The organism is Aeribacillus sp. FSL M8-0254 (genome assembly GCF_038008845.1).
In the GTDB taxonomy this organism is placed as follows: domain Bacteria; phylum Bacillota; class Bacilli; order Bacillales; family Aeribacillaceae; genus Aeribacillus; species Aeribacillus composti.
Genome location: NZ_JBBOZY010000001.1, coordinates 2,127,308 through 2,153,865, shown reverse-complemented (window position 1 = coordinate 2,153,865; position 26,558 = coordinate 2,127,308). Strand labels below are relative to the sequence as shown.

The 26,558-nt window shown below is 40.5% G+C and carries 19 protein-coding genes and 4 pseudogenes; 16 read left to right on the top strand and 7 right to left on the bottom strand.

Annotation, left to right across the window (positions count from 1 at the left end; translation table 11 throughout):
* Positions 1-2: 2 nt before the first annotated feature.
* The 6 genes from mutL to NSQ44_RS10340 all read left to right on the top strand — a co-directional run bounded on the left by mutL (position 3) and on the right by NSQ44_RS10340 (position 7,859).
* Positions 3-1,901: a DNA mismatch repair endonuclease MutL gene (gene mutL, locus NSQ44_RS10365; protein ID WP_340857003.1), complete on the top strand. Its 1,899-nt coding sequence runs from the start codon at positions 3-5 to the stop codon at positions 1,899-1,901.
* Positions 1,902-2,144: 243 nt separating this feature from the next.
* Positions 2,145-3,101 (top strand): tRNA (adenosine(37)-N6)-dimethylallyltransferase MiaA, encoded by a 957-nt coding sequence (gene miaA / locus NSQ44_RS10360; protein WP_339192922.1) that lies wholly within the window; start codon positions 2,145-2,147, stop codon positions 3,099-3,101.
* A 31-nt stretch (positions 3,102-3,132) separates the two neighbouring features.
* A complete protein-coding gene (hfq, locus tag NSQ44_RS10355; RefSeq protein WP_066246428.1) occupies positions 3,133-3,360 on the top strand; it encodes an RNA chaperone Hfq in 228 nt (75 codons plus the stop codon).
* Between the two features lie 418 nt (positions 3,361-3,778).
* The gene (gene spoVK / locus NSQ44_RS10350) at positions 3,779-4,693 is read left to right on the top strand and encodes a stage V sporulation protein K (protein WP_232515765.1); all 915 of its coding nucleotides are present in this window, start codon (positions 3,779-3,781) and stop codon (positions 4,691-4,693) included.
* Positions 4,694-5,328: 635 nt separating this feature from the next.
* On the top strand, positions 5,329-6,576 hold the full coding sequence (gene hflX, locus NSQ44_RS10345) for a GTPase HflX (protein ID WP_340857002.1): 1,248 nt from the start codon (positions 5,329-5,331) through the stop codon (positions 6,574-6,576).
* 14 nt (positions 6,577-6,590) lie between these two features.
* Positions 6,591-7,859 (top strand): methionine gamma-lyase family protein, encoded by a 1,269-nt coding sequence (locus tag NSQ44_RS10340; RefSeq protein ID WP_340857001.1) that lies wholly within the window; start codon positions 6,591-6,593, stop codon positions 7,857-7,859.
* A gap of 7 nt (positions 7,860-7,866) precedes the next feature.
* Here NSQ44_RS10340 and NSQ44_RS10335 read toward each other — a convergent pair.
* Positions 7,867-7,971 (bottom strand): annotated as a pseudogene (locus NSQ44_RS10335) (helix-turn-helix domain-containing protein); the annotation flags it as partial.
* A 100-nt stretch (positions 7,972-8,071) separates the two neighbouring features.
* On the opposite strand from NSQ44_RS10335, the gene NSQ44_RS10330 reads away from it, so the two are divergent.
* The 3 genes and pseudogenes from NSQ44_RS10330 to NSQ44_RS10320 form a co-directional block, all read left to right on the top strand.
* Positions 8,072-8,479, top strand: a complete 408-nt coding sequence (locus NSQ44_RS10330; protein WP_094246002.1) for a MerR family transcriptional regulator — start codon at positions 8,072-8,074, stop codon at positions 8,477-8,479.
* A 48-nt stretch (positions 8,480-8,527) separates the two neighbouring features.
* Positions 8,528-9,862, top strand: a complete 1,335-nt coding sequence (gene glnA, locus NSQ44_RS10325) for a type I glutamate--ammonia ligase (protein ID WP_094246001.1) — start codon at positions 8,528-8,530, stop codon at positions 9,860-9,862.
* Between the two features lie 162 nt (positions 9,863-10,024).
* A pseudogene (locus NSQ44_RS10320) lies at positions 10,025-10,382 on the top strand (IS3 family transposase); the annotation flags it as partial.
* 480 nt (positions 10,383-10,862) lie between these two features.
* Here NSQ44_RS10320 and NSQ44_RS10315 read toward each other — a convergent pair.
* Positions 10,863-11,168, bottom strand: a pseudogene (locus NSQ44_RS10315) (IS110 family transposase); the annotation flags it as partial.
* An 81-nt stretch (positions 11,169-11,249) separates the two neighbouring features.
* Between NSQ44_RS10315 and NSQ44_RS10310 the strand changes: the two are divergent.
* Positions 11,250-12,491: an IS91 family transposase gene (locus NSQ44_RS10310; RefSeq protein ID WP_082059606.1), complete on the top strand. Its 1,242-nt coding sequence runs from the start codon at positions 11,250-11,252 to the stop codon at positions 12,489-12,491.
* Between the two features lie 227 nt (positions 12,492-12,718).
* Here NSQ44_RS10310 and NSQ44_RS10305 read toward each other — a convergent pair.
* From NSQ44_RS10305 to NSQ44_RS10290, 4 genes and pseudogenes are all read right to left on the bottom strand, one after another.
* Positions 12,719-13,684, bottom strand: a pseudogene (locus tag NSQ44_RS10305) (IS110 family transposase); the annotation flags it as partial.
* Positions 13,685-14,214: 530 nt separating this feature from the next.
* Complete coding sequence (locus NSQ44_RS10300) at positions 14,215-15,045, bottom strand: energy-coupling factor ABC transporter ATP-binding protein (protein WP_340857000.1); 831 nt, start codon at positions 15,043-15,045, stop codon at positions 14,215-14,217.
* A 4-nt stretch (positions 15,046-15,049) separates the two neighbouring features.
* Positions 15,050-15,856, bottom strand: a complete 807-nt coding sequence (gene cbiQ / locus NSQ44_RS10295) for a cobalt ECF transporter T component CbiQ (protein WP_340856999.1) — start codon at positions 15,854-15,856, stop codon at positions 15,050-15,052.
* A gap of 61 nt (positions 15,857-15,917) precedes the next feature.
* The gene (locus tag NSQ44_RS10290; protein ID WP_340856998.1) at positions 15,918-16,964 is read right to left on the bottom strand and encodes an energy-coupling factor ABC transporter permease; all 1,047 of its coding nucleotides are present in this window, start codon (positions 16,962-16,964) and stop codon (positions 15,918-15,920) included.
* Positions 16,965-17,603: 639 nt separating this feature from the next.
* Between NSQ44_RS10290 and NSQ44_RS10285 the strand changes: the two genes are divergently transcribed.
* From NSQ44_RS10285 to NSQ44_RS10260, 6 genes are all read left to right on the top strand, one after another.
* On the top strand, positions 17,604-18,620 hold the full coding sequence (locus NSQ44_RS10285) for a LacI family DNA-binding transcriptional regulator (protein WP_340856997.1): 1,017 nt from the start codon (positions 17,604-17,606) through the stop codon (positions 18,618-18,620).
* 15 nt (positions 18,621-18,635) lie between these two features.
* Positions 18,636-20,180: a gluconokinase gene (gene gntK / locus NSQ44_RS10280; protein WP_340856996.1), complete on the top strand. Its 1,545-nt coding sequence runs from the start codon at positions 18,636-18,638 to the stop codon at positions 20,178-20,180.
* A gap of 49 nt (positions 20,181-20,229) precedes the next feature.
* Positions 20,230-21,579 carry a GntP family permease gene (locus NSQ44_RS10275; RefSeq protein WP_130157838.1) on the top strand — a complete coding sequence of 450 codons (1,350 nt, stop codon included), beginning with the start codon at positions 20,230-20,232 and terminating at the stop codon, positions 21,577-21,579.
* Positions 21,580-22,784: 1,205 nt separating this feature from the next.
* Positions 22,785-24,029 carry an IS110 family transposase gene (locus NSQ44_RS10270; RefSeq protein ID WP_044899849.1) on the top strand — a complete coding sequence of 415 codons (1,245 nt, stop codon included), beginning with the start codon at positions 22,785-22,787 and terminating at the stop codon, positions 24,027-24,029.
* A 420-nt stretch (positions 24,030-24,449) separates the two neighbouring features.
* Entirely contained in the window at positions 24,450-24,656 is a 207-nt protein-coding gene (locus NSQ44_RS10265; protein ID WP_327847748.1) for a hypothetical protein, read from the top strand.
* Between the two features lie 136 nt (positions 24,657-24,792).
* Positions 24,793-25,047, top strand: a complete 255-nt coding sequence (locus NSQ44_RS10260) for a hypothetical protein (protein ID WP_063388730.1) — start codon at positions 24,793-24,795, stop codon at positions 25,045-25,047.
* A gap of 410 nt (positions 25,048-25,457) precedes the next feature.
* On the opposite strand, the gene NSQ44_RS10255 is transcribed toward NSQ44_RS10260, so the two are convergent.
* Complete coding sequence (locus NSQ44_RS10255) at positions 25,458-26,336, bottom strand: IS982 family transposase (protein WP_044899180.1); 879 nt, start codon at positions 26,334-26,336, stop codon at positions 25,458-25,460.
* Positions 26,337-26,558 lie beyond the last annotated feature (222 nt).

Sequence of the window (26,558 nt, the reverse complement as noted above, 5' to 3'; positions counted from 1 at the left end):
TGATGGGAAAAATCATCCTTATGGATGCTAGTTTATCCAACAAAATTGCCGCTGGGGAAGTCGTGGAGCGGCCGGCTTCTGTTGTGAAAGAACTAGTCGAAAATGCGATTGATGCAAACAGCACAGTGATAGAAATTGAGGCGGAAGAAGGCGGTTTGAGCAAAATTCGCGTCGTGGACAATGGGGACGGAATGGAGCCAGATGATTGCGAAAAGGCGTTTAAGCGGCATGCAACAAGCAAAATTAAAGATGAAGCGGATTTATTCCGCATCCGAACTCTCGGCTTCCGGGGCGAAGCGCTGCCTTCGATTGCCGCCGTTTCTCATCTGGAAATGAAAACTAGCACTGGGGATAAACCCGGGACGAAAATTACTTTAATCGGCGGGAAGGTAACAGCAAAAGAGACAGCATCAAGTCGAAAAGGAACGGACATTACGGTCACGAACCTGTTTTTCAATACGCCGGCGCGATTGAAGTATATGAAAAGCTTGAATACGGAGCTTGGGAGAATAACCGACATAGTCAATCGTCTTGCGCTGAGCTATCCAAACATATCGTTTAAATTTACGCATAACGGCCGGCGGCTTCTATATACGAACGGCAAAGGAGATGTACGGCAAGTTCTTGCAGCGATTTACGGGGTTCCCATTGCGAAAAAAATGTTTCCAGTCCATTTCCGTTCGCTTGATTTTGACATACGCGGCTATTTATCGTTGCCGGAAGTGACAAGAGCATCCAAAAACTATATTTCTACGATGATCAACGGGAGATTTATTAAAAATCATTCCATTACGAAGGCGGTGGAAGAAGGGTACCATACGCTCCTGCCTATAGGGCGTTTTCCGGTCGTCTATCTTCATATTGAAATGGATCCGATCTTAGTGGACGTAAATGTTCATCCTGCCAAACTGGAGGTCAGAATCAGCAAAGAAGCGGAATTATTTGAAGTCATCGCAAAAGGCATCCAGGATGCATTTAAGAAAAAAGAGCTTATCCCAACCTCTGATACAGTCAAAAAGAAAAAAGAGCACCCGGTAAACGTGCAGCAGGAGATCCAATTTGAACATCTGATCAATGAGGAAAAACAGGATCCAGAATGGACGTTTCAACCAAAAACGGCTGACAATCAATGGAACGAAGATGATTTGTATTCGATTGATCATAGAGGAGCGGATGAAGAGCAGCAACAATCCTTTTCCTCTGAAAAAATAGCTGAACCTAAAGTTGTCGATGGAGAAACTGAAGTACAAGAGTATTTGCCAAATAACAACGAAGAACATGAAGAGAAGGTTTCGGACAATAATAGGTTGGATGAAAGCCGAGTTCCTCCAATGTATCCAATTGGACAGATGCACGGCACTTACATTTTGGCGCAAAATGAAAAAGGATTATATATAATCGATCAGCATGCTGCCCAAGAAAGAATCAAATATGAATATTTTCGCGAAAAAGTTGGGGAAGTGGCGAGCGAAGTGCAGGAAATGCTTGTTCCCCTAACACTGAGCTTTTCCTCTGATGAAGTCATGGTGATCGAAGAGCATAAAGAAGAGCTGGCTGAGGTCGGAGTGTTTTTGGAGAATTTTGGACCGAACACCTATATCATTCGATCTCATCCAACATGGTTTCCGCAAGGTGAAGAAAAAGAAATTATTGAAGAGCTGATCCAGCAGGTGCTTAATGAAAAAAAGACGGATATCCACAAGCTTAGAGAAGATGCAGCCATCATGATGAGCTGCAAAGGATCAATTAAAGCGAATCAATATTTAAACAATGAAGAAATATTCGCGTTGCTAGAATCGCTAAGAAAAGCGTCAGATCCATTTACTTGCCCTCATGGCCGGCCGATCATCATTCATTTTTCCACCTATGAGCTCGAAAAAATGTTTAAGAGGGTTATGTAATAGTTTTCTGCTGCATGTAAAAGATCGCTGTCAAGTTTACTGGTGCGGGAACATGGGGCAAAAGGAAATGAGAGCAATGATTGGACAAAAGTTGTTTTTTTTTCGCATTAGAGCAGTATAAAGATCAAATGAAATCAATTGAAAAGAGTATACTCTATGATGAAAAAGGGTATAATATATTGGTGTTTTCTTAAAAATCATGATACGATGAAACAGTGAGTATTTTTTGAAAGTGTGGTCAATATGGAAGAAGAAAAGGATAGACTTGTTGTTTTAATTGGCCCAACAGCTGTCGGAAAGACGAAACTAAGCATTGAATTAGCCAAAAAATTAAACGGCGAAATTATCAGCGGAGATTCCATGCAGATTTATAAAGGAATGGATATCGGAACTGCAAAGATAAAAGAGCATGAAATGGAAGGAATCCCCCATCATTTAATTGACTTAAAGAATCCTTCGGAAGAATTCTCCGTTGCCGAGTTTCAAGAGCTTGCGAGAAAAGCAATTGCCTCGATAACAAAGCGCGGAAAAATGCCGATGATTGTTGGGGGAACAGGCTTGTACATTCAAGCGGTTCTATATGATGATTACCAATTTTCCGATATTCAATCTGACCCTGAAATAAGAAAAGAACTGGAAAATTTTTTGCATGAGCATGGGAATTTAGCATTACACGAGCGTTTACAGGAAATCGACCCTGACAGTGCAGAACGAATTCATCCAAACAATGCTAGGAGAGTCATCCGTGCTTTAGAAATTTTCTATAAAACAGGAAAAAAAATGAGCGAGCATATAAAGACGCATGAAGCAAATGAGCGCTATCATACCGCCATTATCGGCCTTACGATGGACCGCGATGTATTGTATCAACGCATTGATAAAAGAGTTGACGAAATGATTGAGGAAGGTTTGATTGAAGAAGCAAAATCGCTGTATGATTCTGGAGTTCGCGGTGTACAATCTGCGCAGGCGATTGGATATAAAGAATTATACGATTTTTTTGATGGCAAGGCTTCTCTTGCAGAAGCAATTGAAACATTGAAAAAAAACACAAGAAGATATGCGAAAAGGCAACTAACATGGTTTCGAAACAAAATGAATGTCAAATGGTTTGATATGACTCCGCCTGTCTCGATGGAAGAAAAAGTTAGTGAAATTTTTCATTATATAGCAGGAAAGCTTCTTTCTGAGAAGAAATAATAAAATATAGAGGATATGAGGAGGACGAATGATGAAGCAACCGATAAACATTCAAGATCAAGTGTTAAATCAGTTACGAAAAGATGGCACTTACGTGACCGTGTTTTTATTAAACGGTTTCCAAATTAGAGGACAAGTAAAAGCATTTGATAATTTTACGGTCCTCATCGAATCAGAGGGCAAACAGCAGCTCATTTACAAGCATGCGATCTCAACATTTGCACCGCAAAGAAATGTACAAATTGACATTGAAGCATGACGAAAAAACCGGAGATGATCTCCGGTTTTTTCATGAGAAGGAAAGGTTTCGTGGCAGCGGTTCCGAGATGTCAGGTATTTTTCTATCTGCAATCCTTGTTTTCCTAATTATCGGCTAAACGCAGATAATTTGAATGGTCGTTATTTTTACCCTTCGATAATATTTAACTGACCTGTCCTAGAATCTGTACTTGTCCAGGCCGCAAGCCACCCAGGCTTCAGAAAAATACTGCTTAGTTTTTATGAAGACATAGATGAAAAGAAGGTTTGTACTACTTGGCTTTCAGCATAAATATTAATAATAACAACCTTTTTCCATGACATGTTCCTTTAAACAAAGTAGATGTAATTTAGAAGATAAATATAAAAATGAGGTGAAGCCTGTGGAGCGAGCGGTCACCTTCAAAAATAACGGCCAAATGAATATTGTCTTAGGACAAAGCAAAACTGAACTTGAAGGTAAAAAGGAAAAAATCGCGACATATGATCTTTCCATTTCCAAAGCGGCTGTCGAACACAGTGTATTAAAAGAGATTGAACAGGAGATGGGCGCATTAGTTGGAATGGAAGAAGTGAAAAGATTATTAAAGGAAATATATGCATGGATTTTTGTGAATAAAAAAAGAGAAGAACAGGGGTTAAAAACCGGAAGGCAAGCGCTTCATATGCTGTTTAAAGGGAATCCCGGAACGGGAAAAACAACGATCGCGCGATTGATCGGAAAGCTTTTTTTCCAAATGAATGTTTTATCGAAAGGGCACTTAATTGAAGCGGAGCGGGCTGATTTAGTAGGTGAATATATCGGCCATACAGCACAAAAAACGCGCGATTTGATCAAAAAGTCACTTGGCGGAATTCTTTTTATTGATGAAGCATACAGTTTAGCCCGCGGAGGAGAAAAAGATTTCGGAAAAGAAGCAATTGACACCCTTGTCAAACATATGGAAGACAGACAGCATGATTTTGTGTTAATTTTAGCCGGATATCCAAGGGAAATGGATCGTTTTTTATCTTTAAATCCCGGACTCGAATCCCGTTTTCCGATCGTAGTTGATTTCCCGGACTATTCAGTCGATGAGCTGATGGAAATAGCAAAATTAATGATGAAGGACAAAGAGTATCGATTTAGCCATGGAGCTGAATGCAAATTGAAAGAGCATTTGCTAAAAGTGAAATATGCGACTCACCCAACGAACTTTTCAAATGGAAGATATGTTCGCAACATTATTGAAAAATCTATACGGGCACAGGCAATGAGGCTCCTGCTTTCTGATAAGTTTGGCAAGGAAGATTTGCTTCTTGTAAAAGAAGAAGATTTAATATTAAACGTATAAGCAGCCCCTAGGCTGCTTTACTTGATTATTGAAAAAAATTGATTGATAAATCTTTATTTAAATGGGCTTTGAAGAAAGCTCCTGTTTCATTGCTGCACATAATTTACACAAATTCGTTTATTTTTCTCACATAGTTTAGAAAAGAATGATGGCAGCCATTTTAATTGGCTGAAACGATTAGAATTTGATACTCTTAACGTTGACTCAATAAGTTTTTCTAGTGTTGAAGTGCGTTGATGATTTAAGTTTGATAATCTTTATTTTGACTCAATACGTTTCTGTTTTTAAAGCATACTGAAGATTTAGTTGAGTCCTAATTTTGAACTTAGAAACGTTTCTAATGTTGAAGTGCGCCAAAGAATGATTGGAGTTTGTATCCTAATTTTGAACTTAGAAACGCTTCTAGTCTTGAAGTGTGCTGAAGTTGATTTTGAACTCAGTACGTTTTGTTTTGAAATGTGCTGAAGATGAATTGAGTTTGATCATCTTACTTTTGAATTCAATACGTTTCTTTTGTCTTAAAGTGCACTAAAGATGATTTAAATTTGATAACCTTACCATTGATCCGTTTATCGAAGGTTTAATTCATAACGCATAGCTTATAAATTTGCAGCATAATTGGAGGAAGAAGACGAGTGGAAGAGAAAGAACAGGTGATTCTCGTTGGCGTCAAGTTCATGGAAACCGATGAAGAACAGTTTTTTTATTTAATGGAAGAGCTGAAATCGCTCACGGCTGCTGCGGGCGGCCAAGTCGCAGCTGTTTGCATACAAAATCGACTGAGGGCCGAACCATCTACATATATTGGAAAAGGAAAAGTTGATGAGATTAAACAGCTTATCGAAACGACAGAGGCAAATACCGTTATTTTCAATAATGAGCTGTCGCCCAGCCAGCTGCGAAATTTAGCTCGTCTGTTAGAGGTAAAAGTGATCGATCGGACTCAGCTAATTTTGGACATTTTTTCAAAAAGGGCGAAGTCAAGAGAAGGGAAACTTCAAGTTGAACTGGCACAGCTTGAATATTTGCTTCCGAGACTTTCGGGACATGGATTGAATCTATCTCGGCAAGGAGGAGGAATCGGGACAAGAGGTCCGGGAGAAACGAAGCTTGAAACGGATCAAAGGCACATCCGAAATCGCATTCACGATATAAAACAACAGCTGTCCCATATTGTTTCCCATCGCGAGCGTTATCGTTCGCAAAGAAAGAGAAATCATCAAACTCAAATCGCTCTTGTTGGCTATACCAACGCAGGAAAGTCAACGCTGTTCAATAAGCTGACAGCTGCTGATTCATTTCAGGAGGATATGGTGTTTGCCACATTGGATCCTATGACAAGGAAAATGTTTCTCCCATCCGGCATGAAGGTGCTCATGACTGATACTGTCGGCTTTATCCAGCAGCTGCCAACAAGCCTTATCGCTGCTTTTCGTTCTACGTTAGAAGAAATAAAGGAAGCAGATTTGCTTTTACATATCGTCGACAGCTCTCATCCTGACTATATTCAGCATGAAAACACTGTGAATGAATTATTAAAAGAATTAGGAACGGACGGATTGCCTGTTTTAACAGTGTACAATAAAAAAGATCAACAACTAGAGCATTTCTTTCCTTCTTTAAAGGAAGACTATATTGTCATTTCTGCTTTTTGTGACGAAGATATAGAACGGTTAAAAGCAGCTATTGAAGAAAAATTAAAGAAAAAAATGCATCCTTACGTTGTCTCCGTTCCAACAGGTGATGGGAAACGTCTATCGTTGTTAAAAGCAAATACGCTCGTTTCAACCTTGCAATTTGACGAACAAAATCAGCACTATATCGTTTCTGGTCTAGTGTTTCGCGACCATCCAGTATATGATCAAATTATGAAGAATAAGTAGAAAGGGTTTTACAGATGTTTCAATATTTTACACATGGAAAAAAAATTATGGAGATAGCTCAAAAAGTAGAAAAAAAAATAAAACCATTTCACGAAGAAATTGACAAAGTAGTGGAAGTAAATCAGCTTCGCGTGCTCAGAAGCTTTCAAAAGCATCGGGTGAGCGATTCCCACTTTATTCCCTCAACAGGATACGGATATGATGATATCGGCAGGGATACGTTGGAAGATGTTTATGCTGATATTTTTGGATGTGAAAAAGGACTTGTCCGGCCGCAAATCATTTCTGGTACACACGCCATTTCAACGGCTCTCTTCGGCGTATTAAGGCCCGGCGATGAACTCATCTATATTACCGGAAAGCCGTATGATACGCTTGAAGAAATTGTCGGTATCCGCGGAAAGGGGGCAGGCTCTTTAAAAGAATTTGGCATTTTTTATCAAACAATTGATCTGACTCCTGAAGGACGAGTTGATTTTGACCGAGTAAAAGCGGCAATCAGTGATAAAACAAAAATGATCGGAATTCAGCGTTCTAGAGGATATGATGTCAGACCGTCATTTTCCATTCAGGAAATTAAGGAAATGGTTTCTTTCATCAAATCAATCAATGAAAAAATTGTTGTTTTTGTCGATAATTGCTACGGTGAGTTTACCGAAGATCAGGAGCCGGGACATGCAGGAGCTGATCTTATTGCAGGCTCTCTTATCAAAAATCCTGGAGGAGGGATTGTGAAAACGGGAGGATACATCGTTGGAAAAGAAGAGCTCGTGGAAGCTTGCGCGTACCGGCTCACTTCGCCAGGTATCGGAAGGGAAGCCGGTGCAATGCTTTACAGTCTTCATGAGATGTTTCAAGGTATTTTTCTCGCTCCGCATGTTGTTGGACAAGCGCTAAAAGGAGCGATTTTTACCGCTGCAATGCTGGAAGAAATCGGGTTGCGAGTCAATCCTAGCTGGAATGAGAAAAGATCAGATCTAGTTCAGTCCGTTCAGTTTGATAATGCAGATATGATGATTGCGTTTTGCCAAGCGATTCAATCTGCATCGCCCATAAACTCGCATGTAACACCGGTTCCAAATGAAATGCCGGGTTATAGCGATCAAGTCATCATGGCGGCCGGGACTTTTGTCCAAGGCTCCAGCATCGAGCTTTCAGCGGATGGACCGATTCGTCCTCCATATGTGGCATATGTGCAGGGAGGCTTGACGTTTGAACATGTCAAAATCGCTATTTTCCATGCCGTCAATGAATTAATTGAAAAACGATTAGTCGAACTATAAAAAAACATTTCATCTGGTTCAGCGTTCTGCTTACGGTTTCAAGGGAAGTTCCGATCATATTTGCCAATTCCCGATTCGTTAAATGGACTGTCAAACGATAAAGTTTTCCTTGTATAAAAAAACCATGTTAAATTTTATGACATTATATTGACATGATATCTTACATTCATCTATAATGTAGGTAAGCAAAAGGAAGGAGGGGCTAAAAGAGCATGAATGATCAAGATCGCCGTTCCATGCCGTTGTTTCCAATCAGCATCGTAAAACAACTGACGGAACTATCTGCCAGACAAATAAGATATTATGAAGAACATGGTCTTATTTCCCCTGCGAGAACGGAAGGCAATCGCCGGTTATTTTCCTTCAATGATGTCGATAGATTGCTTGAAATTAAATCGTTGATTGAGCAGGGTGTCAATATGGCAGGTATTAAGCAAATATTTGCGTATAAAGAATACGAACAAGAAAGACAAACTTTCGAAAGATCCTCATTGGCAAAAGAAAAATCAGATTTATCTGATGCCGAACTTCGCAAACTATTAAAGGAAGAACTTCTCCATGCTGGAAGAATGAACCGTGCAACGTTAAGACAAGGAGACCTTTCACGGTTCTTTCATTGATAATATCGCTATATAAATTTATTTTTTATATATGAGAGGAGAAATAATATGCCAAAGTACACAAAAGAAGATATTATTCGTTTAGTCCAAGAAGAAAACGTAAAATTTATCCGCCTGCAGTTCACTGACATTTTGGGAACGATTAAAAACGTTGAAATCCCTGTTTCCCAATTAGAAAAAGCGTTGGATAACAAAATAATGTTTGACGGATCATCTATTGAAGGATTTGTCCGCATTGAGGAATCTGATATGTATCTGTATCCTGATTTAGATACGTTTGTCATTTTCCCATGGACAGCGGAAAAAGGGAAAGTTGCCCGCATAATTTGCGATATTTACAATCCTGATGGAACGCCTTTTGAAGGAGATCCGCGCAACAACTTAAAACGAGTGCTGAAGGAAATGGAAGAGCTCGGATTTACAGCATTTAATTTAGGTCCTGAGCCGGAATTTTTCTTATTCAAACTGGATGAAAAGGGTGAACCAACATTAGAATTGAATGATAATGGCGGATATTTTGATCTTGCGCCGACTGATTTAGGCGAGAACTGCCGCCGCGACATTGTGTTGGAACTTGAGGAAATGGGATTTGAAATCGAAGCTTCCCACCACGAAGTAGCACCTGGTCAGCATGAAATTGACTTTAAATATGCAGATGCCATCAAAGCTTGTGATGACATTCAAACATTTAAGCTTGTTGTGAAAACCATTGCCCGTAAACACGGCTTGCACGCAACATTCATGCCAAAACCATTGTTCGGCGTCAACGGTTCAGGTATGCACTGCAACCTTTCTTTATTCCGCAATGGTGAAAATGCATTCTACGATCCAAATACAGAAGATGGATTAAGCGAAACAGCTTTACAATTCATTGCAGGTGTCATCAAACATGCAACAAGCTTTACAGCTGTGACAAACCCAACTGTCAACTCTTACAAACGTTTAGTACCTGGCTACGAAGCTCCTTGCTATGTTGCATGGTCCGGCCGCAACAGAAGCCCGTTAATCCGGATTCCTGCATCTCGCGGCATGAGCACTCGTATTGAAGTGCGCAGCGTTGACCCATCTGCAAACCCATACCTTGCCATGGCTGTACTCTTGAAAGCTGGTCTCGATGGCATTAAAAACAAATTAACTCCGCCAAAACCAGTAGATCGCAACATTTATGTGATGACAAAAGAAGAACGCATCGAAAACGGCATTGTCGACCTTCCAGCAACATTATATGAAGCACTTGAAAACTTAAAACAAAACGAAGTCATTGTCAGTGCTTTAGGATCCCATTTATTCGAACATTTCGTCGAAGCAAAAGAGATCGAATGGGATATGTTTAGAACTCAAGTGCACCCATGGGAGCGCGAACAATACATCACTCAATATTAATCTCGAAACCCCTTGACGCTCAAGCGTTGGAGGGGTTTTATATTTGTGGGTGAAAACAATAAATCTAACTTTCAATAAAAAGCACCCACAAAAATTGAAAAAAATTACTCCATAATTGATGAGGTGTATTCTTCATATTTACGCATCGAATCTTGATCGACCGTGAAAGCAGATTTACGGCAAATTCAATTATTCCACACAGACAGAGGCAATGAATTCAAGAACAAGACAATTGATGAAGCTCTAGATACTTTTTAGATTAATCGGTCGTTAAGCATGAAGGGTTGTCCCTATGACAACGCAGTAGCTGAAGCAACCTTTAAAATTATCAAAACAGAATTTGTTAAAAATATTTCGGAAATTTAGACCGATTGAAACTGAAATTAGATGATTATGTTCATTGGTTTAATATATTAGAATCCATGGAACACTTGGGTATTTAAGCCCGATGGAGTACAAAGAGAAACACCTCAAACAGAAAAAATCACCAATCATTTTTCAGATCATGTTCTTATGTTAGATCGTAGGAACCGATCGAATAGACCTAAACCAATTTTCCTGAATGAAACGTTAAAAATATGGTCTCACTCTTTCTTCAATTGAATGAGAAGGGAATGAGCCGGATGTTTACTTTATTAAAACAGATGGGTCAGGTAAAATGGTTGATACAACATGGATTTCATTGTCGGCAGGCAAACTTTGAAATCTGTTTTAAACGGAAATAAAAAAGAGTCGTCGACCCCCAATCATGCAAAAATCCTGGGGGATCGACGACTCTTTCTAATCTCCAATGAGCCCACGCAAATCAAAGGATTGATAAAATGTAACTCTTTCGCTAAAATATAAATAACTCATAAATCATTTTAAACTAAATACTTATATAACAGTGATTTTTTGGGTTTTTATCTTAACTATCCCGAAAATTTAAAGGGGGAAAAACGCAAAAAAAGGATGGGGGGATGTGTTCCACTAGTTATTGGTATATAGTGGAAAATAGAGGTTATGCCGTTTGATCTTGTTTTTCCACCGTGACCGTATAACCTAAGGTTTCTAACTTCTTAATGGCTTGTCTTGCTACATGATGATGTTTGCGTTCTTCGTAGTAATGAGGTCCCAGTTCATTATAAGTTTGTTTGCGTTTTAAGAGGTGATAAATGATCACGAGAATGCGATGAGCGACGGCAACAGCGGCGCGGTTGGCTCCACGTCTAGCGGCAATGCGCCGATACAGACTGGAAAGATAAGTGTTTTTCGTCCGAGCGGCACTTCGCGCTGCTTCAACTAAAGCGGAACGCAATTTTTTATCGTTTAGGAAATTATAAAATTCTAGACGTGTGGATAACTGTTCTGTAAAATGTTCGTATATATATATTAATGGAGATGTCATATGAGTCAGGCTAACAGCGGAATTATCAAACGTATATTAAAAGATCATTTTGATGGTTATTGGAAGATGCACTCAGATCTTTTTCCGGAGTCATACCGTGAAGACATAAAAGAAACAGTTGAGAAAGCAATAAGATGCGGCACTCGGGATTTGGGGTATGCCCGCTATGAATGTCTTGGTTGTGAAGGTGGACCAAGACCTGTTTTTGTTTGTTTTACTTGTAAAAGTCGTTTTTGCCATAAGTGTGGTAAGAAATATACAGATGATTGGTCAGATAAGCAACAGGAAATGATCTTTAACGTCCCTCATCGCCATATGGTGTTTACAATACCGAAGGAATTGAGAAATGTCTTTTTTAAAGACCGTAAAAAGTTAAATGAACTAGCTAAGAAAGTGGCTGAAGTTTTCCAATTTTACTTTCAACGTAAAAGTAAAAAACGAGATTTACAGGTTGGCATTATTACGGTGATACATACTTTTGGACGGGATCTAAAATTTAATCCACATATACATGCCCTAGTAACTGAAGGTGCAATTGATAACCGTAATGAGTGGGTTCCCACTGAGTTTATTCCATACGAATATTTGAGAAAGTCCTGGCAAAAGGTTGTTTTAGATTTATTAAAATCTTGGTTTCCTAATAATCAGTCCGTTATAAACCTCATTATTGATCTATACCAACGTTATCAAAAAGGGTTTTATGTGAATGCAGAACAGAGAATGAGAGATGCCAAAGGAGCAGCGAAATACATAGGAAGATACCTAGCGAGACCAGCTATAGCAGAGTATCGCATTGTAAAATACGATGGTAAGACAGTTCACTTTTGGTACGAAGACCATCAAACAGGAAAAAGAGTTGATGAAACACAACCTGTATATAAATTTTTATTTAATCTATTACAACACATCTCACCCAAGCATTTTCGAATGGTTGGTCGTTTTGGTTTGTACAGTAGAAGATCATATAAAAAAGCAAATCAGGTTTTAAGTCTTTATTCATTTATGAGAACCAGACAACTTTCGCTATTACTCGAAACAAAAAAGAAAAAGAAAACCTATAGACAACGAATGATTGAATCATTTGATAAAGATCCTTTTATATGTCCACATTGCCATCGTGAGATGGATTTAGTTGAAATATGGCATGCGGATTACGGCTTCCTTTATCATTATATGGAGGACATGGAGTGTATTAAAAATATCAGGAGGTATAATCTTGGCCAAAAACAAAGAACAGGATGATCTGAGTAAAGATTTTCTAAAGTGGTTAGAAGAAGATCCATTTGGATTAGATGAAGATATAAAAATAATAATTTTTAAATGTTTGGATTGTGGAAAAGAAGATGAAGTTCCTGAATATGTGTTTGAAGAATTTCATTATGATTTAAATGATAATGAAGAAGTGGAAGTAGTATGTCCTTTTTGTAATGGCACAATGCGCAGAGCGAGGAATGTCCCAAGTGATTAATACTCACTTGGGACGTGCTTAAAGTCGCGTTAGCGATTTTGTTCTTGCCCTTTTTCGTTTTCCCAGATTTTCGTTTGCCGGTGCTTTCGTTATTCCCTGGAGCGATGCCGGCCCAAGAACACAGATGAGCAGAGGTAGGAAATTGATTCATATCGGTTCCGATTTCAGCTAAAATTTGTTCAGCGCCTCTGCGTCCGACGCCGGGGATGGTGTCCAACCGCTCCAGGTCTTGTTCAAAAGGGAGCATCCGCTGTTTGATTTCTTCATCGAGTTCTTTAATGAGTTGGTCGAGGTGGTCAATGTGTTGTAGCTGGGTTTTAAGCATCAAGCGTTGATGGTGTCCGATTAAGCCTTTCAATGCTTTTTTTAGGAGTTCCTTTTTGTTTTTCAGTCGACGTTGAGCCAATTCTGAAAGAATATGAGGGTCCGTTTCGCCTTGAATAATAGCTTCAAGCATGGCGCGACCAGACTTGCCCAATACGTCGGAAGCGACGGATGCAAGCTTGATGTTTGCTCCTTCGAGGACTTTTTGAATGCGCTGAATCTCTCTTGCCCGCTCATCAATTAAGCTACGACGATAGCGCACGAGTTCGCGTAGTTCCCGTTGTTCTCGATTAGGAATATAGCTCCCTTGGAGAAGTCCATGTCGTAAGAGGGTGGCAATCCATTCCGCATCCTTGACATCGGTTTTGCGACCGGGAACGTTTTTGATATGTTTGGCATTAACGACGATGGGTTGAATGTTTTCACTTTCCAGTAAGTTATAGATAGGTTTCCAATAGGAGCCGGTGCTTTCCATAGCGGCATGGGTACAACGATGGGAATTGATCCAGTCGATCATGGTGAGTAAATCATCGGTCATGGTGGAAAACGTTTGGATCTCTTTATGATCCGGAGTGATAATACAACAGACAACGTTCTTTTTGTGAACATCAAGGCCACAGACACGAGAGAAGACAACATCCATATCCATTCTTCAACACTCCTTGTGGCTTAATGATAGAAGGCTGGTGCGACGACCATCAAAGACTATTCTATCCCGCGTGCTTCCCGAAAGGGAGCAACAATCAGTGGTACACCGGGTCGTCGAGGTCTGTCTATAAGACGGGCTTAAGGCACCAAGGTAAGACGACCTTTCTTATCCAGCCGTGTCTCCATTATACGATAAATGTGTTATTATTTTCATCATCTGCTGGTGCCGTTATCAAACGGCATGGGGGTCTATGAGGAAAAATTTTAACCAAAAAAGCACGGCCTATGCGGTCGTGCTTCATCATTTTTATAATCGGGGAAACGGATATAAGTTAAGTTCGGAACATCAATGAGCCAGCCGATGTTTTTTGTGAAAGTGATGTCGGGGCGGGGGTGCATGGAACATCAAAATAAACGAGAGAATATTTTGATCGTTCTCGTCAGATTAGGCAGTGCTTATTCATAAGGTCAACTGCTTCGAAATAGTTGAATTTATTTGAGCTTCTTCAAATTTCAAAAGCAATCTCATTCTCTGGTCAATCTCAATTCTTTTTTGGCTTCTTTGTCGACTACAATTTTCTCATGGATATATCCGAATTTACCTTTTGAAGTTCCGCAAACAGGACAATTTTGAAGTGAAAGAGGTAATTCCAAGCCACAGCTATTCAGCAGATCTTCATTGGATAAAATGTCCACTGCGGTTCCATCTGCAGCTATTTCTCCTTTTTTTATCACAATAATCCTTTTACAGGTTTCAAGTACCATGTCCAAATCGTGGCTGGTAATTATTTTTGTATGTTCAAAGCTTTTTAACAAATCAATTACTTTCCGTCTTGATTTTGGGTCCAGGCCAGAAGTTGGCTCATCCATGATCAATACATCAGGTTGCATGGATAAAACGGATGCAATTGCGGCAGATCGTTTTTCTCCTCCTGATAGTTTATAGGGGGCTCGGTCTCTCAAATGAGGTATTCCAACTTTCTCCAGTGCCTGCATCACCCGTCTCTCCACGTCTTCCTCTTCCAGCTTATAATTTCGTGGTCCAAAGGCAACGTCTTCATAAACAGTAGTCATGAACAATTGGTCGTCAGGGTTCTGAAAAACCATTCCCAATCTTTGGCGAATCATCGGTAATGTCTTTTTGGTTACACGCACATCTCCTACCAGCACTTCTCCGCCATCCGGAAAATAAACTCCCATCAACAGCATTAGCAGCGTAGACTTCCCAGCACCATTTGCACCAATGATTCCGACTGATTCACCATGATAAATGGAAAAAGACATATTTTTAATTGCTTCATGTCCATCCGGATACGAAAAATGCAGATTCCTCACTTCAATTTTATGATGACTCATCCTATCAAATCACTCCTGTAAACAATGACCCTATCAATATAGGTATGTTGTAAATTCTTGCAATAATAAAAAATAGACTCCATCCGGCAAAATAGGCAAGGTCTTTAAAGCTTAGTTTTGCAATATCTCCTGTATAATACTCTCCTGTAAAGCCTCTTAAATTCATTGCTTGATATACCCGCTCTGCTCTTTCAAAAGTCCTGAGCAATATTTGTCCGGCAAAAGAGCCCCAAGCGCTCCACTTTAATCCCTTTTGTCCTGGCGCCCTAAGTGAATACGCCCTTATCATCCTAGAAACCTCTTCGATCAGCACCGATATATATCGATATGTTAATAGAAGCTGTAAGACAAAAATCTTAGGGATTTTGAGCATCCGCAAAGCTGCGGCAAACCGATCCATCCCTGTGGTTGCAATGAGTAAAATGCTGGCTGTCACTGTTAAACTGCATTTTATTAAAATGGATAAAAAAGTAACCCAACCTTTTGAAATGGCAATTCCACCAAACAGCACTTTAGATTGATCAAACAATGGATTTAATATTCCGATTCCGATAATGAAAGGTTCAATAAGCAATATCATTTTTAAAATTGGCGCAACTGGTAGCTCTGCAAAAGCAAAAAGTAGTATAGGATAAAAAATAAAAGGCAAAAGACCAATTATTTCATACCTTTCAAATGATACAACCACAGTCAAATAGAAGACTGTGGTTAACAGCTTTATTAGTGGATGAATTCTGTGTATAAAGGTCTCTTTTCGCGCCAGATCATCCAGAAGCCTCATATTAGACAGCGAATTTATCATGTTTGACATTTTCATCCATTCCTATTATATATTTTGATAAACTAAAGGGAGGGCCCCACCATAAAAATGATCAAGCGGTCGTTTTTATTTTTTTCCTTTTAATCAACATGATGCCCCACCCTGTAAATACGGCTAATGCAAGAGTCAATGCTCCTCCTACTATACCCGAAACGCTTGTCCCAGCATTAACAGCAGGCCACGCATTTTCAGCTTGTCCAGCTGTTTTTTCATTTTCACTTGCTTTAAAATCATAATCAGGCAATAATGCTGTTTTGCTTTGAATTTCAGAGAGTGTTTCATGAATGCCGTCAGGAGCTTCCAATTCTGCCGTACCTGCTGTTTTTTCGATAGACCATTCCAGTCCGTCAGGATTAGCGGATGCAAACCAAGAAAACAAACCGCCAACCACAACTACAGCGATTGAAAGGGCTGTCAATACTTTCTTCATAGATATATTGCCAAAGGCTTCCTCGTTTGCTGCTTTTTCCAAAATATCAGGTCTAGCCCTCCATACGAAGGTAATGATTGCTGCGGTTACCAGACCTTCAACTATCCCGATCGCAAGGTGTATCGGCTGCATTAACAATACGAATTTCTCAAAAGGCAATTCGGTTTTTCTCGATAAAAGAGTCTCAAGGACAACGCTAAAAGCACCCAATTGGAGAGCAACCAGCGCTGAAGCCATCGAACCAGCAAAAATCCTTTTGGAAGTAACCCCTTTACGTGTAATCCACTTATATATGAATGGATACGCTATAAAGCACGTATAAAAACCAAGGTTAAATACGTTGCAGCCATAAGCAAGCAATCCGCCGTCACCAAAGAACAATGCCTGTATCAACAAAATCGAAGCCATCGTTAAAAATCCCGCATAAGGACCTAATAATATTGCCAGCAGCATTCCTCCTCCGAGGTGTCCGCTTGAACCAGTGCCTGGTATTGAAAAATTAATCATTTGTGCTGCAAAAACAAATGCTCCCATCACTCCCATTAAAGGAATTTTCTTTTCATCCAGCTCATTCTGGAGTTTTTTGATTGAATAAGATGCAACTCCAGCAGTAGTTGCCAGCATGGTTCCACCAACAGCTGGTGAAATCAAGGCATCCGCCATGTGCATCATGTTCACCCCTTTGTAACATTATTTTTAGAATTTTTAAAATAATTTGTAAGTCGAGCGTATCACGGTTTGACAAGAATGGTCAAGAGAATGTTAAGTTACACGACTTTCAATGGTCAGAAATGTTCAGCTTTGTTGAACGCGATTTGTTTTTGTCCAGCAATTACAATCTTTTGCTATCCAGCCATTTCTCACTATCCGGTTTCTGGATTTGAAACGGGGGAGGGGATGGATTTTTACTGGTACTCATGTTGTTTTCGGCTCATCGTTAAGGGTCAACTAGTATCGCAGATTTTTTGTGCCGGGTCATAGATGTCGAAAATTACATCTTTATGATCGCTGTTGCGCACAGCCGGTAATTCCGTCAATGTTTTGCGAAGATTTTTTCTTATCGGCGATTAATGAATCTATCCATATAAACGGGCAGTTTTTTTTAAATTGGATTTGTCCGCATTTAACTGGTTCACAAAAATATCAATTTATTTACAACGTTTGGCAGCCAGATATGTTGATTTTTAAAGAAAAAATTTTAACAAAATAATTGTAAAACGATTTCATTTTGTTTTATAATTTTACTAAACCGGTTTATGAAAACGCTTATAAATACTAAATCGATTTAGTAATGAAAGAGGGATCCCTTTGAAGAAAGTTACGATGGCTGACGTCGCAAAGTTGGCGGATGTCTCGAAAAGCACGGTGTCGCAATATTTAAATAAACGTTATGAATATATGAGCGAGGAAACGAGAAAACGAATTGCCATGGCGATTAAGGAATTGGGATATCAACCGAATATTATCGCCCGCAGCTTAAAACAGAAAACAACGATGACAATCGGAGTGGTCGTCTTCAACATTATGCATATGCTTACGACGCAAGTGCTGCATGCGATTGAGGAAGAGTGCCAAGAGCGGGGTTTCCATGTTATCGTCTCTAATTCCGATGATGATCCGGAGAAAGAAAAGAAATATATTGAGATGCTGCGGGCAAAACAAGTCGATGGTTTGATTATTTTTCCAACAGGAAAAAACGCTGATATATATCAAAAATTACTTGAAGAACGGTTTCCGCTTGTGTTTGTCGATCGGATGGTTCCGGAGGTCAAAGCGGACGCAGTTCTGCTTGATAATCAAAAGGCTGCTGAATTGGCGGTCGAATATTTTGCTGAGCGTGGTTACGAACACATCGGAATTGTCACTCCGCCGCTTGTTTCCCATATCGTTCCGAGGATGGAGCGTATTGAAGGATTTCGGCAAGCGTTAGTAAAAAAGGGACTTCCAGTTGTTGACGATTATTTTATCACAACGGAGATCCCGCGTATTCAAAAAGAATTGACAAGGTTGTATGAATCCGGTCGCTTGCCGGAAGCACTGCTTGCGATCAATGATTTAACATTGATGGAAGTTTTGTATTTTATTAAAGGAAATCATATTAATACTCCTGACGAATTGGCGATCATCAGCATTGACGATGTGCCGTTTGCCCATGTTTATACGCCGACGTTGACGACGATCTCGCAGCCGACGTTTGCCATGGGGAAAAAAGCGGCAGAACGGCTTTTTTTGCAAATCGAAAAAAAAAGCGAGCATCAACCGCAAGTTTTTCGTTTTTCGCCTACGTTTATCGAACGAGGATCGGTAAAAGAAAAAACATCATAGAAAGAGGGAGCAGACATGGAAGCAAAACAACCAGTTGTAATTGGTGTCGATATCGGAACGACGAGCACAAAAGCGGTGGCGTTTGGCGAACAGGGGCGGACGCTAGCCTCCCACGCAATTGATTATCCAATTATACAACAGCATCCAGGCTGGGCGGAGCAGGATCCGGAGGAGATTTTCGCAGCTGTTGTGAAAACTGTAAACGCTGTTATTTCTAAGTTAAAAATTCCTTCTAGCCAAGTGAAGGCGATCGGATTCAGCGCGGCGATGCATTCATTAATGGCGCTTGATGTATCAGGACGCCCGCTTACCCGCTGCATTATTTGGGCCGATAACCGCAGTGTCGAACAAGCGGAGCGGCTTTTGGATGAATTAAGCGGCATAAGCATTTACAAACGGACTGGAACCCCGATTCATCCGATGTCCCCGCTTCCGAAATTGCTTTGGCTGAAAGAGGAACAGCCTGATTTATTCCGTCAGACGCACAAATTTGTATCGATGAAAGAATATGTGCTGTATCAATTATATGGCCAATATGTTGTCGACTATTCGATCGCTTCAGCAACGGGTCTGTTCCGCTTAGATACGCTTGATTGGGATGAGGATGTTCTTAAACTTCTCGGAATGACAAGAGCGCAGTTATCGAGCTTGGTGCCAACGACGCACATATTGCAGGGGATGAGGAAAGAATGGGCTGAGCAAATGGGCTTGGATCCGAACGTCCCTGTCGTTGTCGGAGCTAGTGACGGGGTGCTCGCTAATGTCGGCGTCGGAGCGATTTTGCCCGGGGAGGCGGCGATTACGATTGGAACAAGCGGCGCGGTGCGGACGATTTCCCCAATTCAAAAAACAGATGAAAAAGGGCGGACGTTTTGTTATGCGCTTACACCAAATCATTGGGTCGTTGGCGGGCCGACGAACAATGGCGGTATTTTGCTGCGTTGGCTTCGTGACGAATTTGGCAGCCCAGAGCGCGAAGTGGCGAAAAGGCTCGGCATTGATCCATATGAACTGCTGACAAAGTACGCTGAAAGAGTTCCAGCAGGTTCAGAAGGATTGCTGTTTCTTCCGTTTTTGTCTGGCGAACGTGCACCGTACTGGAACGCGAACGCAAGAGGGACTTTTTTCGGCATCAGCCTCCGTCATAAGCGGGAGCATTTTATTCGCGCGGTGATGGAAGGGGTATGTATGAGCGTCTTTTCTGTCGCTCTGGCGATTCGCGATGTCACAGGGCCGCTGTCGGAAATCCGCGTATCTGGCGGTTTTGCGAAATCTCCGTTTTGGCGGCAAATACTTGCCGATATGATGGGAAAAGAGCTGTTAGTACCGGAAACGCACGAGGCGTCTGCGTTAGGCGCTGCAGCATTGGCATTGTATGCGCTTGGCGATATTCCATCGCTTGATACGGTGAAAACGTGGATTCATATTTTATCACGCCATGTGCCAAATGAAGAAAATACGCTTATTTATTCCGAACTATTTGATATATATACACGATTATATGATCGCATAAAGGATGAGTTTGATGTGATTGCTTCTTTCCAGCGTAGAAATGGATAGCTACTAAATCGGTTTAGTTCACATCAAACAGAAAATAGGAGGAATGGAAATGGGAATCGCGATTGTTATTGCTGCGATTGTTGTGTTATTGCTGCTCATCACGGTTGCGAAAATGCATCCGTTTGTCGCTTTGATTTTGACATCCGTTGGTGTAGGGCTGGCAATGGGAATGCCGCTGATCGCACCGTCGCCGGAAACGCCGGGAATTATTGATTCGATTAAAGCAGGTCTTGGCAATACGCTTGGCTTTTTGGCGATCGTATTGGCGCTTGGAACGATGCTTGGAAAAATGATGGCGGAGTCCGGAGGCGCTGAACGCATTGCGAAAACATTGATTGACCGTTTTGGCCAAAAACGCGTCCATTGGGCAATGATGGTCGTCGCATTTTTAGTGGGGATCCCAGTATTTTTCCAAGTAGGATTCGTGCTATTAATTCCGCTTGTGTTTACCATTGCAATGGAAACAGGAATTTCACTTGTGACAATTGGTATTCCGCTAGTTGCCGGATTATCTGTCGTGCATGGACTTGTTCCGCCGCATCCGGCTGCGATGGCTGCCGTCGGCATTTTTAAAGCCGATGTCGGGACAACAATTCTTTATTCGCTTATTGTCGGGCTGCCGACAGCCATTATCGCCGGCCCGTTGTTTGGAAAATGGATCGGGTCGCGCATGTATAAACAAGTGCCTGGTGAAATCGCCGAGCAGCTTGTACAGCATAAAGAAAAGAAAGACCTCCCTGGCTTTGGCAACACGTTATTTACGATTCTGCTTCCGGTTATTTTAATGCTGGTTGCTTCCATAGCTAATGTTACGCTGGATCAAGCGTCGGAAGCATCGAAAGTGTTGCGCTTTATCGGGGATCCGATCATCGCGCTTTTGATCGCGACGATTTATTCGTTCTTTAGCCTTGGCTACGCTCGAGGATTCAATCGCGATAAAGTATTAAAATTTGCCAATGACTGCCTTGGTCCTGTCGCAAATATTTTGCTTGTCATCGGAGCTGGCGGGGCGTTCAATAAGGTGTTGCTTGATTCTGGCATTGGCGACCAAATCGCAGACTGGGCTACACATTCGCAAATGTCTCCGCTGCTGTTAGGTTGGGGAATTGCCGCGCTCATTCGGATTGCGACAGGTTCTGCGACGGTATCGATGATGACAGCGGCAGGCATTGTTGCCCCAATTGCCGCCAGCATTCCTGGCACGAACGCTGAATTGCTTGTATTAGCGACAGGAGCGGGATCACTCATTTTATCGCACGTCAACGACTCCGGCTTCTGGATGATCAAAGAGTATTTCGGCATGACCGTCAAAGAAACGTTGATGACATGGACCGCAATGGAGACAATTATTTCTGTCGTCGCTTTTGCGCTGATTGCGTTGCTGGATTTATTAGTGTAAGATATAAAAAATGTCAGGCGCTTTCGCAAAACCCTGTCAAGTGGGCATTTCCGACTGAGATCGAATAACAATGCTGTAATAGTCACTTGCACATAACTCTGTCAAGCAGATATTAAAAAAAGAGTATATGAAGCTGCGGCCTTTTCTCGATACTCAACCGGGGAAAGGCCGTTATTTTTTCTTGGAAACGACTGTAATGGTAAAAAATGAATATATTCTTCAATCGAATTACAAGCCTTAAAGAATCACACATTTATTTTTTTTGATCATCAAACTAACCCAGCAGGAAATTGCGTAAGGACTTCTAAAAGCGTGAGACTAATCGCTCGCTGAATCGTATAAAAAAGGAGATGCCGTCAAAACTATGTGTTTTTTGTTCATCTAAATGTAAAAAGCAGGTGAATATGCGAAATTAGAAGAACGGAACATTCGTTAAAAATTCGTCCAACGACATAAAATTTAGAAGTTGTATTTGATAGAGCATTTTTATTTAGGTTCAAAAAAGAAAAATCCTTGGGCTATTGTTTATTGCTATTATATTTTTCGAATAAATTCGTCCACAGAATAATAGAACACTGCACGAATAACTGCATAAATCAGTAATTCAGGAGGAGACTATAATGCAAATATAGATATAGAAAGACAGTATACAATTGCTTTGACTAATAGTCGATTTTCTTTTTTCATAATACTTTTACTTAAAATTTCAGAGAGGATTGATGCGGATACCCCATATAACAAAACAATGAAAGATACATAGAAGCAGCAGATAAAAATATAGGAAATATTTACATCCAGAATCTAGGGATTAGTCAGATCGTTATCAGTACTGATACCAACCAATATGTTGTGAGATTTCTAAATAAAAATGCTTTCATTCATACTACACGACCTTTTTCATGTTTATACCCATTCCTTTCGCTTCGCTCAAGGCACAAAACGTAATGAAACAATTGTGCCACCGGCGTTATTTTTATTATTCTAAAGTCATAGGGATAACAGTCAACTACAAATCACGCGGAGGTGAGTGGGCCACTCTGGTTGCAGGGTGACCGCATGTTTATATGTGTAGATTGCCTTTCCAAGCACAAATAAGTGTGACTTCGAGCACGCAGACTTATCTTTGTATAAACAACTACTCGTTTATTGCTGGGCAATCAGTCAATGCTGTCTATCCCTATAATAACGTGAAAGGAGTTATCCCTATGGGATTAAAGATTGTTTATCCAATATGCTGTGGGATTGATGTCCACAAAACCTTTGTTGTTGCCTGTATTGCTTCTACCAACAAAGGTGTCACTACTTACAAACGCCATCGCTTTTCTACCTATACAAAAGGATTGAAAGAGCTGTCACAATGGCTTTGTGAAAATAACTGTAAGGATGTTTGTATGGAATCTACCGGGAAATACTGGATTCCCGTGTTTAATGTTCTAGAGGATTCCTGTAACATTACTCTTGCACATCCAAAATATGTTAAGGCTATCCGTGGTAAAAAAACTGATAAAAAAGATGCCAAATGGATTGCCGATTTATTTAAGCATGATCTAGTAGCTGGAAGCTTTATGCCACCGCTGGCTATCAGACAGCTTCGTGACCTTATGCGTTATCGTTTTAAATTGACTAATTTTATGTCGAGTGAGAAGAATCGTCTTCAGAACTGTTTAACTGTATCTAATATTCAACTTGGAAATGTTGTTTCGGATACCTTCGGTAAAAGCTCCATGAACATTATTGACAAGATTTTAGGGAATCCCTTGGATACCACTTTTGACATAGAACCTTTAATTCACGGTTCCATGAAGAAGAAACTTTCTGATTTGGAACTCGCCATAGACGGATATATTACACCGGAACAGGCTGATAAATTAAAGGTCATTAAACAGCACTATGAAGATCTTCAATCTCGTAAAGCAGATCTTGAAAAAATTATCCTTTCTCTTGCCGAGTCCTACACAGAAGAAATCAACTTAATCTTAACTGTTCCGTCCTTTAAGAACATTTTTTCCGCCATTGCCGTGGTTTCGGAAATAGGTGTTAATATGGACGTGTTTCCGACAGCTAAGCATTTATGTTCCTGGGCAGGACTAACACCCACGAATAACGAGAGTGCCGGCAAGAAAAAGTCAGTAAGAATTTCGAGAGCTGGCTGCTACATCAAGCCTCTTTTGGTACAGTGTGCAACTGCTGTGGTCAAAAGTGAAAAGCATCCCGAAATTCGAAACCGCTACTTAAAACTTAAAAAACGTCGTGGTCACAAACGAGCAATTATTGCCATTGCACGTATGCTGTTAACAGCTATATACAACATTCTCAAAAAGAAAGAGCCGTATAATCCAGAATTATATAAAAAATCAGACGTTCTTCCAGTAAACCGTGAGATCACGGTAGAACAAGCGATTTTATTAGCTAAAAGTCAAGGTTTTCGAGTGACGGCAGTTACAACTTGATGATCAATCAACCAAATATTTCCAATAAAGTCATCGATGGATGGCTTGTTTTGCTATGCCTATTTTTATTACTTGGAACCCAAAGTATTTATTTCAGACTTATCCATCGATTTTAATACAATGTAAATTAGCAGTAAATGACAGTTTCATAGAGATTTTATGTTAAGCAGCGATGGATAAATGAATGCAGAGTTGAAAAATATTAAAATATATAGTCCTGTTTGTTTGGACAACTCTTTTTGTATGTATACGATATGATTATGCCGAAAAATTTTTTATACATCTTGATAGGAATACCTGTTTTATTAGTAAGTTCATTTTTTCTTTTGAAAATTTTTAATGAGAATCGAGCAAACGATTGAGTTTTAAATATCGACATTTGAAATTCAAAGGATAAGAATGTAATTTAATTACGGTTCTATGTCAATTGTTTTGGCGATCATTATTGGACGAAAAGAAGCCGGACGTAAAACTCCTGCCTTCTTGACCACAAGGCGACTACAAAAATTTAATGACATTCGATCTATTAAGGACGATACAAAGTGGCTACGGCTAACGATCACAAGCGCAATTATTGTGTCAGTGATCGGAGGAGTCGTAGCTATTATTTTTGCTGCATTGAAGTAAGTGTTCAGTGACGGAAAAAACCGTGCGGTAGACAAGTAACTCATTTGTTGAATTGCTATGCTTCTGCTGTTTCTCTTGCCCTAGGTCTTGAATACACTAATGTTGGAGCAATGACAATTAGAAAGGAGATGTTCAAATGGAAGCTATTCTATCAATTGAGTTCACTGCATATGTGGCATTAGCCGTTTTACTGTACGCAATCCGTCAAGCAACCAATCTTTCGAATCGCTACATTCCGATTGTCGCAGTTGTACTTGGCGTTGCTTTCTCTATTTTTGAAGCCAGTGCTTTCTCATTTGAGGTTTTAGTAAACGGATTAAAATATGCCTTGTATGGGATCGGATCCGTCGCTGCAATCAAATATGCTCTTGAAAAGACAACGGAGAAATAATGGCAGACATAAATCCGGGGCGATAGCTGGTTGGAAAAGTATAAAGTGTTTCCTTTCTTGACAGCTGCATAAGCGTACTTGAATCAGCTAGAGGAACAAGCGGTTTGGCCGGAAATGGTAACAACCAGATGGTTCGTTTTTCGAGCAACACCATCACAATGCCAACCAAAGAATATAAAGGTTTTGTTGTCAATGTGAAGTTAAAAAGTACGAAATCTGGGCAGGAAAACGTCGAACATCTAGACGCTTTTTTGTTGATAATAAACGTTGCAAAGCTGAACTTGGTGAAAAAGATTATGTTTAAACCGTAAAGAAGTTAACGCTGCCGGCGATGTATGCGCCGGAGCGGACGAGTTGACCCAAAAATGCTTGAGAAATATATTGTTCATACCCGTGGTGCTAGTTGAGCGCTAGCGCTCAACTAGCCCGAGTGTTACAAGCGAATACACCAACAAGATGCCATCTAGTGCCACTTCAAATCCTGAAATCGTATTCGCACGAATGTCTGTCATACGATACTGGTCAATAAGGACGGAGAACACCGTTTCGATTACTTTCCGTTTTTGTTTGAGCCATGTCTCCCATGACTCCGATGGGCGGTGTTTCTGGTTTTTGCGAGATGGAGTCCAAAAAGCGATTTGGTACGCCTCATACAACTTTTTTTGCAATTCACTACTGATGAATCCTTTGTCACCCAAGTTATAGGGGTGAGGAATTTGAGTCATGACGGTTTCAGCTGCAGTTCGATCGTGACAGGACGCCTCGGTTACCACGTATCCCATAGGTAGCCCTTGGTCTGTCACTTGAAGATGAAACTTAAACCCATAGTACCACTGCTTTTTCGATGCACAAAATCCAATGTCAGCGATGCCTTGAAATCGTTTGACACGGTACATTCTTGCGGCATGGCACAACTCGATTGGCATGCTATCTACGACCGCATAGGCATGGTGTTGCCCACGTTTCGCCAGTTCATGACGAATCCATTTGATCGCAAAGCGCAGCGCTCGGCAACGGCGATTGTATCGAGAACGTTCGAGAAAACGTCCATCCGTGAACAAGTTCCCAGTAACAAAGCGATGCCATGCACGTTCGGAAGAGAAGCCAAGCAACTTTCCTAACAGATGAATGGCAATGATCACTGCGTCTTCTTGTTTCGCCAAATGACGATTGCGGCGTTGAAGATAGCATTGAATGTGTGACAGCTGGGCAGAAACAAAAAAGAAAATGGCTGCATATTGTTTTTGAATTTTCGCTTTGTCTGTTGTAAAATGAAAGTGCTCTTGCATGGGGATTCTCCTTTCGAATGTTTGGTCGCACTTTCATTCTACAGGAGATCCGCAGGCAAGGGCTATTTTATGCTTACTCGATTTTATCTAGCACCACGGGTTGTTCATATAATTTTTGGATTTAACGATCAATTCTTGTATAAATTTACATCTGGTGTATAATCAATTTGAGATTCAAAGGCAATCACCATATTACAAAATCAATAGATGAAAATGTTCCAA

Bases quoted from the DNA above. Each gene is read 5' to 3' on its own strand.
- mutL (WP_340857003.1), top strand. From the start codon at position 3: ATGGGAAAAATCATCCTTATGGATGCTAGTTTATCCAACAAAATTGCC.
- miaA (WP_339192922.1), top strand. From the start codon at position 2,145: ATGGAAGAAGAAAAGGATAGACTTGTTGTTTTAATTGGCCCAACAGCT.
- hfq (WP_066246428.1), top strand. From the start codon at position 3,133: ATGAAGCAACCGATAAACATTCAAGATCAAGTGTTAAATCAGTTACGA.
- spoVK (WP_232515765.1), top strand. From the start codon at position 3,779: ATGAATATTGTCTTAGGACAAAGCAAAACTGAACTTGAAGGTAAAAAG.
- NSQ44_RS10340 (WP_340857001.1), top strand. From the start codon at position 6,591: ATGTTTCAATATTTTACACATGGAAAAAAAATTATGGAGATAGCTCAA.
- NSQ44_RS10330 (WP_094246002.1), top strand. From the start codon at position 8,072: ATGAATGATCAAGATCGCCGTTCCATGCCGTTGTTTCCAATCAGCATC.
- glnA (WP_094246001.1), top strand. From the start codon at position 8,528: ATGCCAAAGTACACAAAAGAAGATATTATTCGTTTAGTCCAAGAAGAA.
- NSQ44_RS10310 (WP_082059606.1), top strand. From the start codon at position 11,250: ATGAGTCAGGCTAACAGCGGAATTATCAAACGTATATTAAAAGATCAT.
- NSQ44_RS10300 (WP_340857000.1), bottom strand. From the start codon at position 15,045: ATGAGTCATCATAAAATTGAAGTGAGGAATCTGCATTTTTCGTATCCG.
- cbiQ (WP_340856999.1), bottom strand. From the start codon at position 15,856: ATGTCAAACATGATAAATTCGCTGTCTAATATGAGGCTTCTGGATGAT.
- NSQ44_RS10290 (WP_340856998.1), bottom strand. From the start codon at position 16,964: ATGCACATGGCGGATGCCTTGATTTCACCAGCTGTTGGTGGAACCATG.
- gntK (WP_340856996.1), top strand. From the start codon at position 18,636: ATGGAAGCAAAACAACCAGTTGTAATTGGTGTCGATATCGGAACGACG.
- NSQ44_RS10275 (WP_130157838.1), top strand. From the start codon at position 20,230: ATGGGAATCGCGATTGTTATTGCTGCGATTGTTGTGTTATTGCTGCTC.
- NSQ44_RS10270 (WP_044899849.1), top strand. From the start codon at position 22,785: ATGGGATTAAAGATTGTTTATCCAATATGCTGTGGGATTGATGTCCAC.
- NSQ44_RS10265 (WP_327847748.1), top strand. From the start codon at position 24,450: ATGTCAATTGTTTTGGCGATCATTATTGGACGAAAAGAAGCCGGACGT.
- NSQ44_RS10260 (WP_063388730.1), top strand. From the start codon at position 24,793: ATGGAAGCTATTCTATCAATTGAGTTCACTGCATATGTGGCATTAGCC.
- NSQ44_RS10255 (WP_044899180.1), bottom strand. From the start codon at position 26,336: ATGCAAGAGCACTTTCATTTTACAACAGACAAAGCGAAAATTCAAAAA.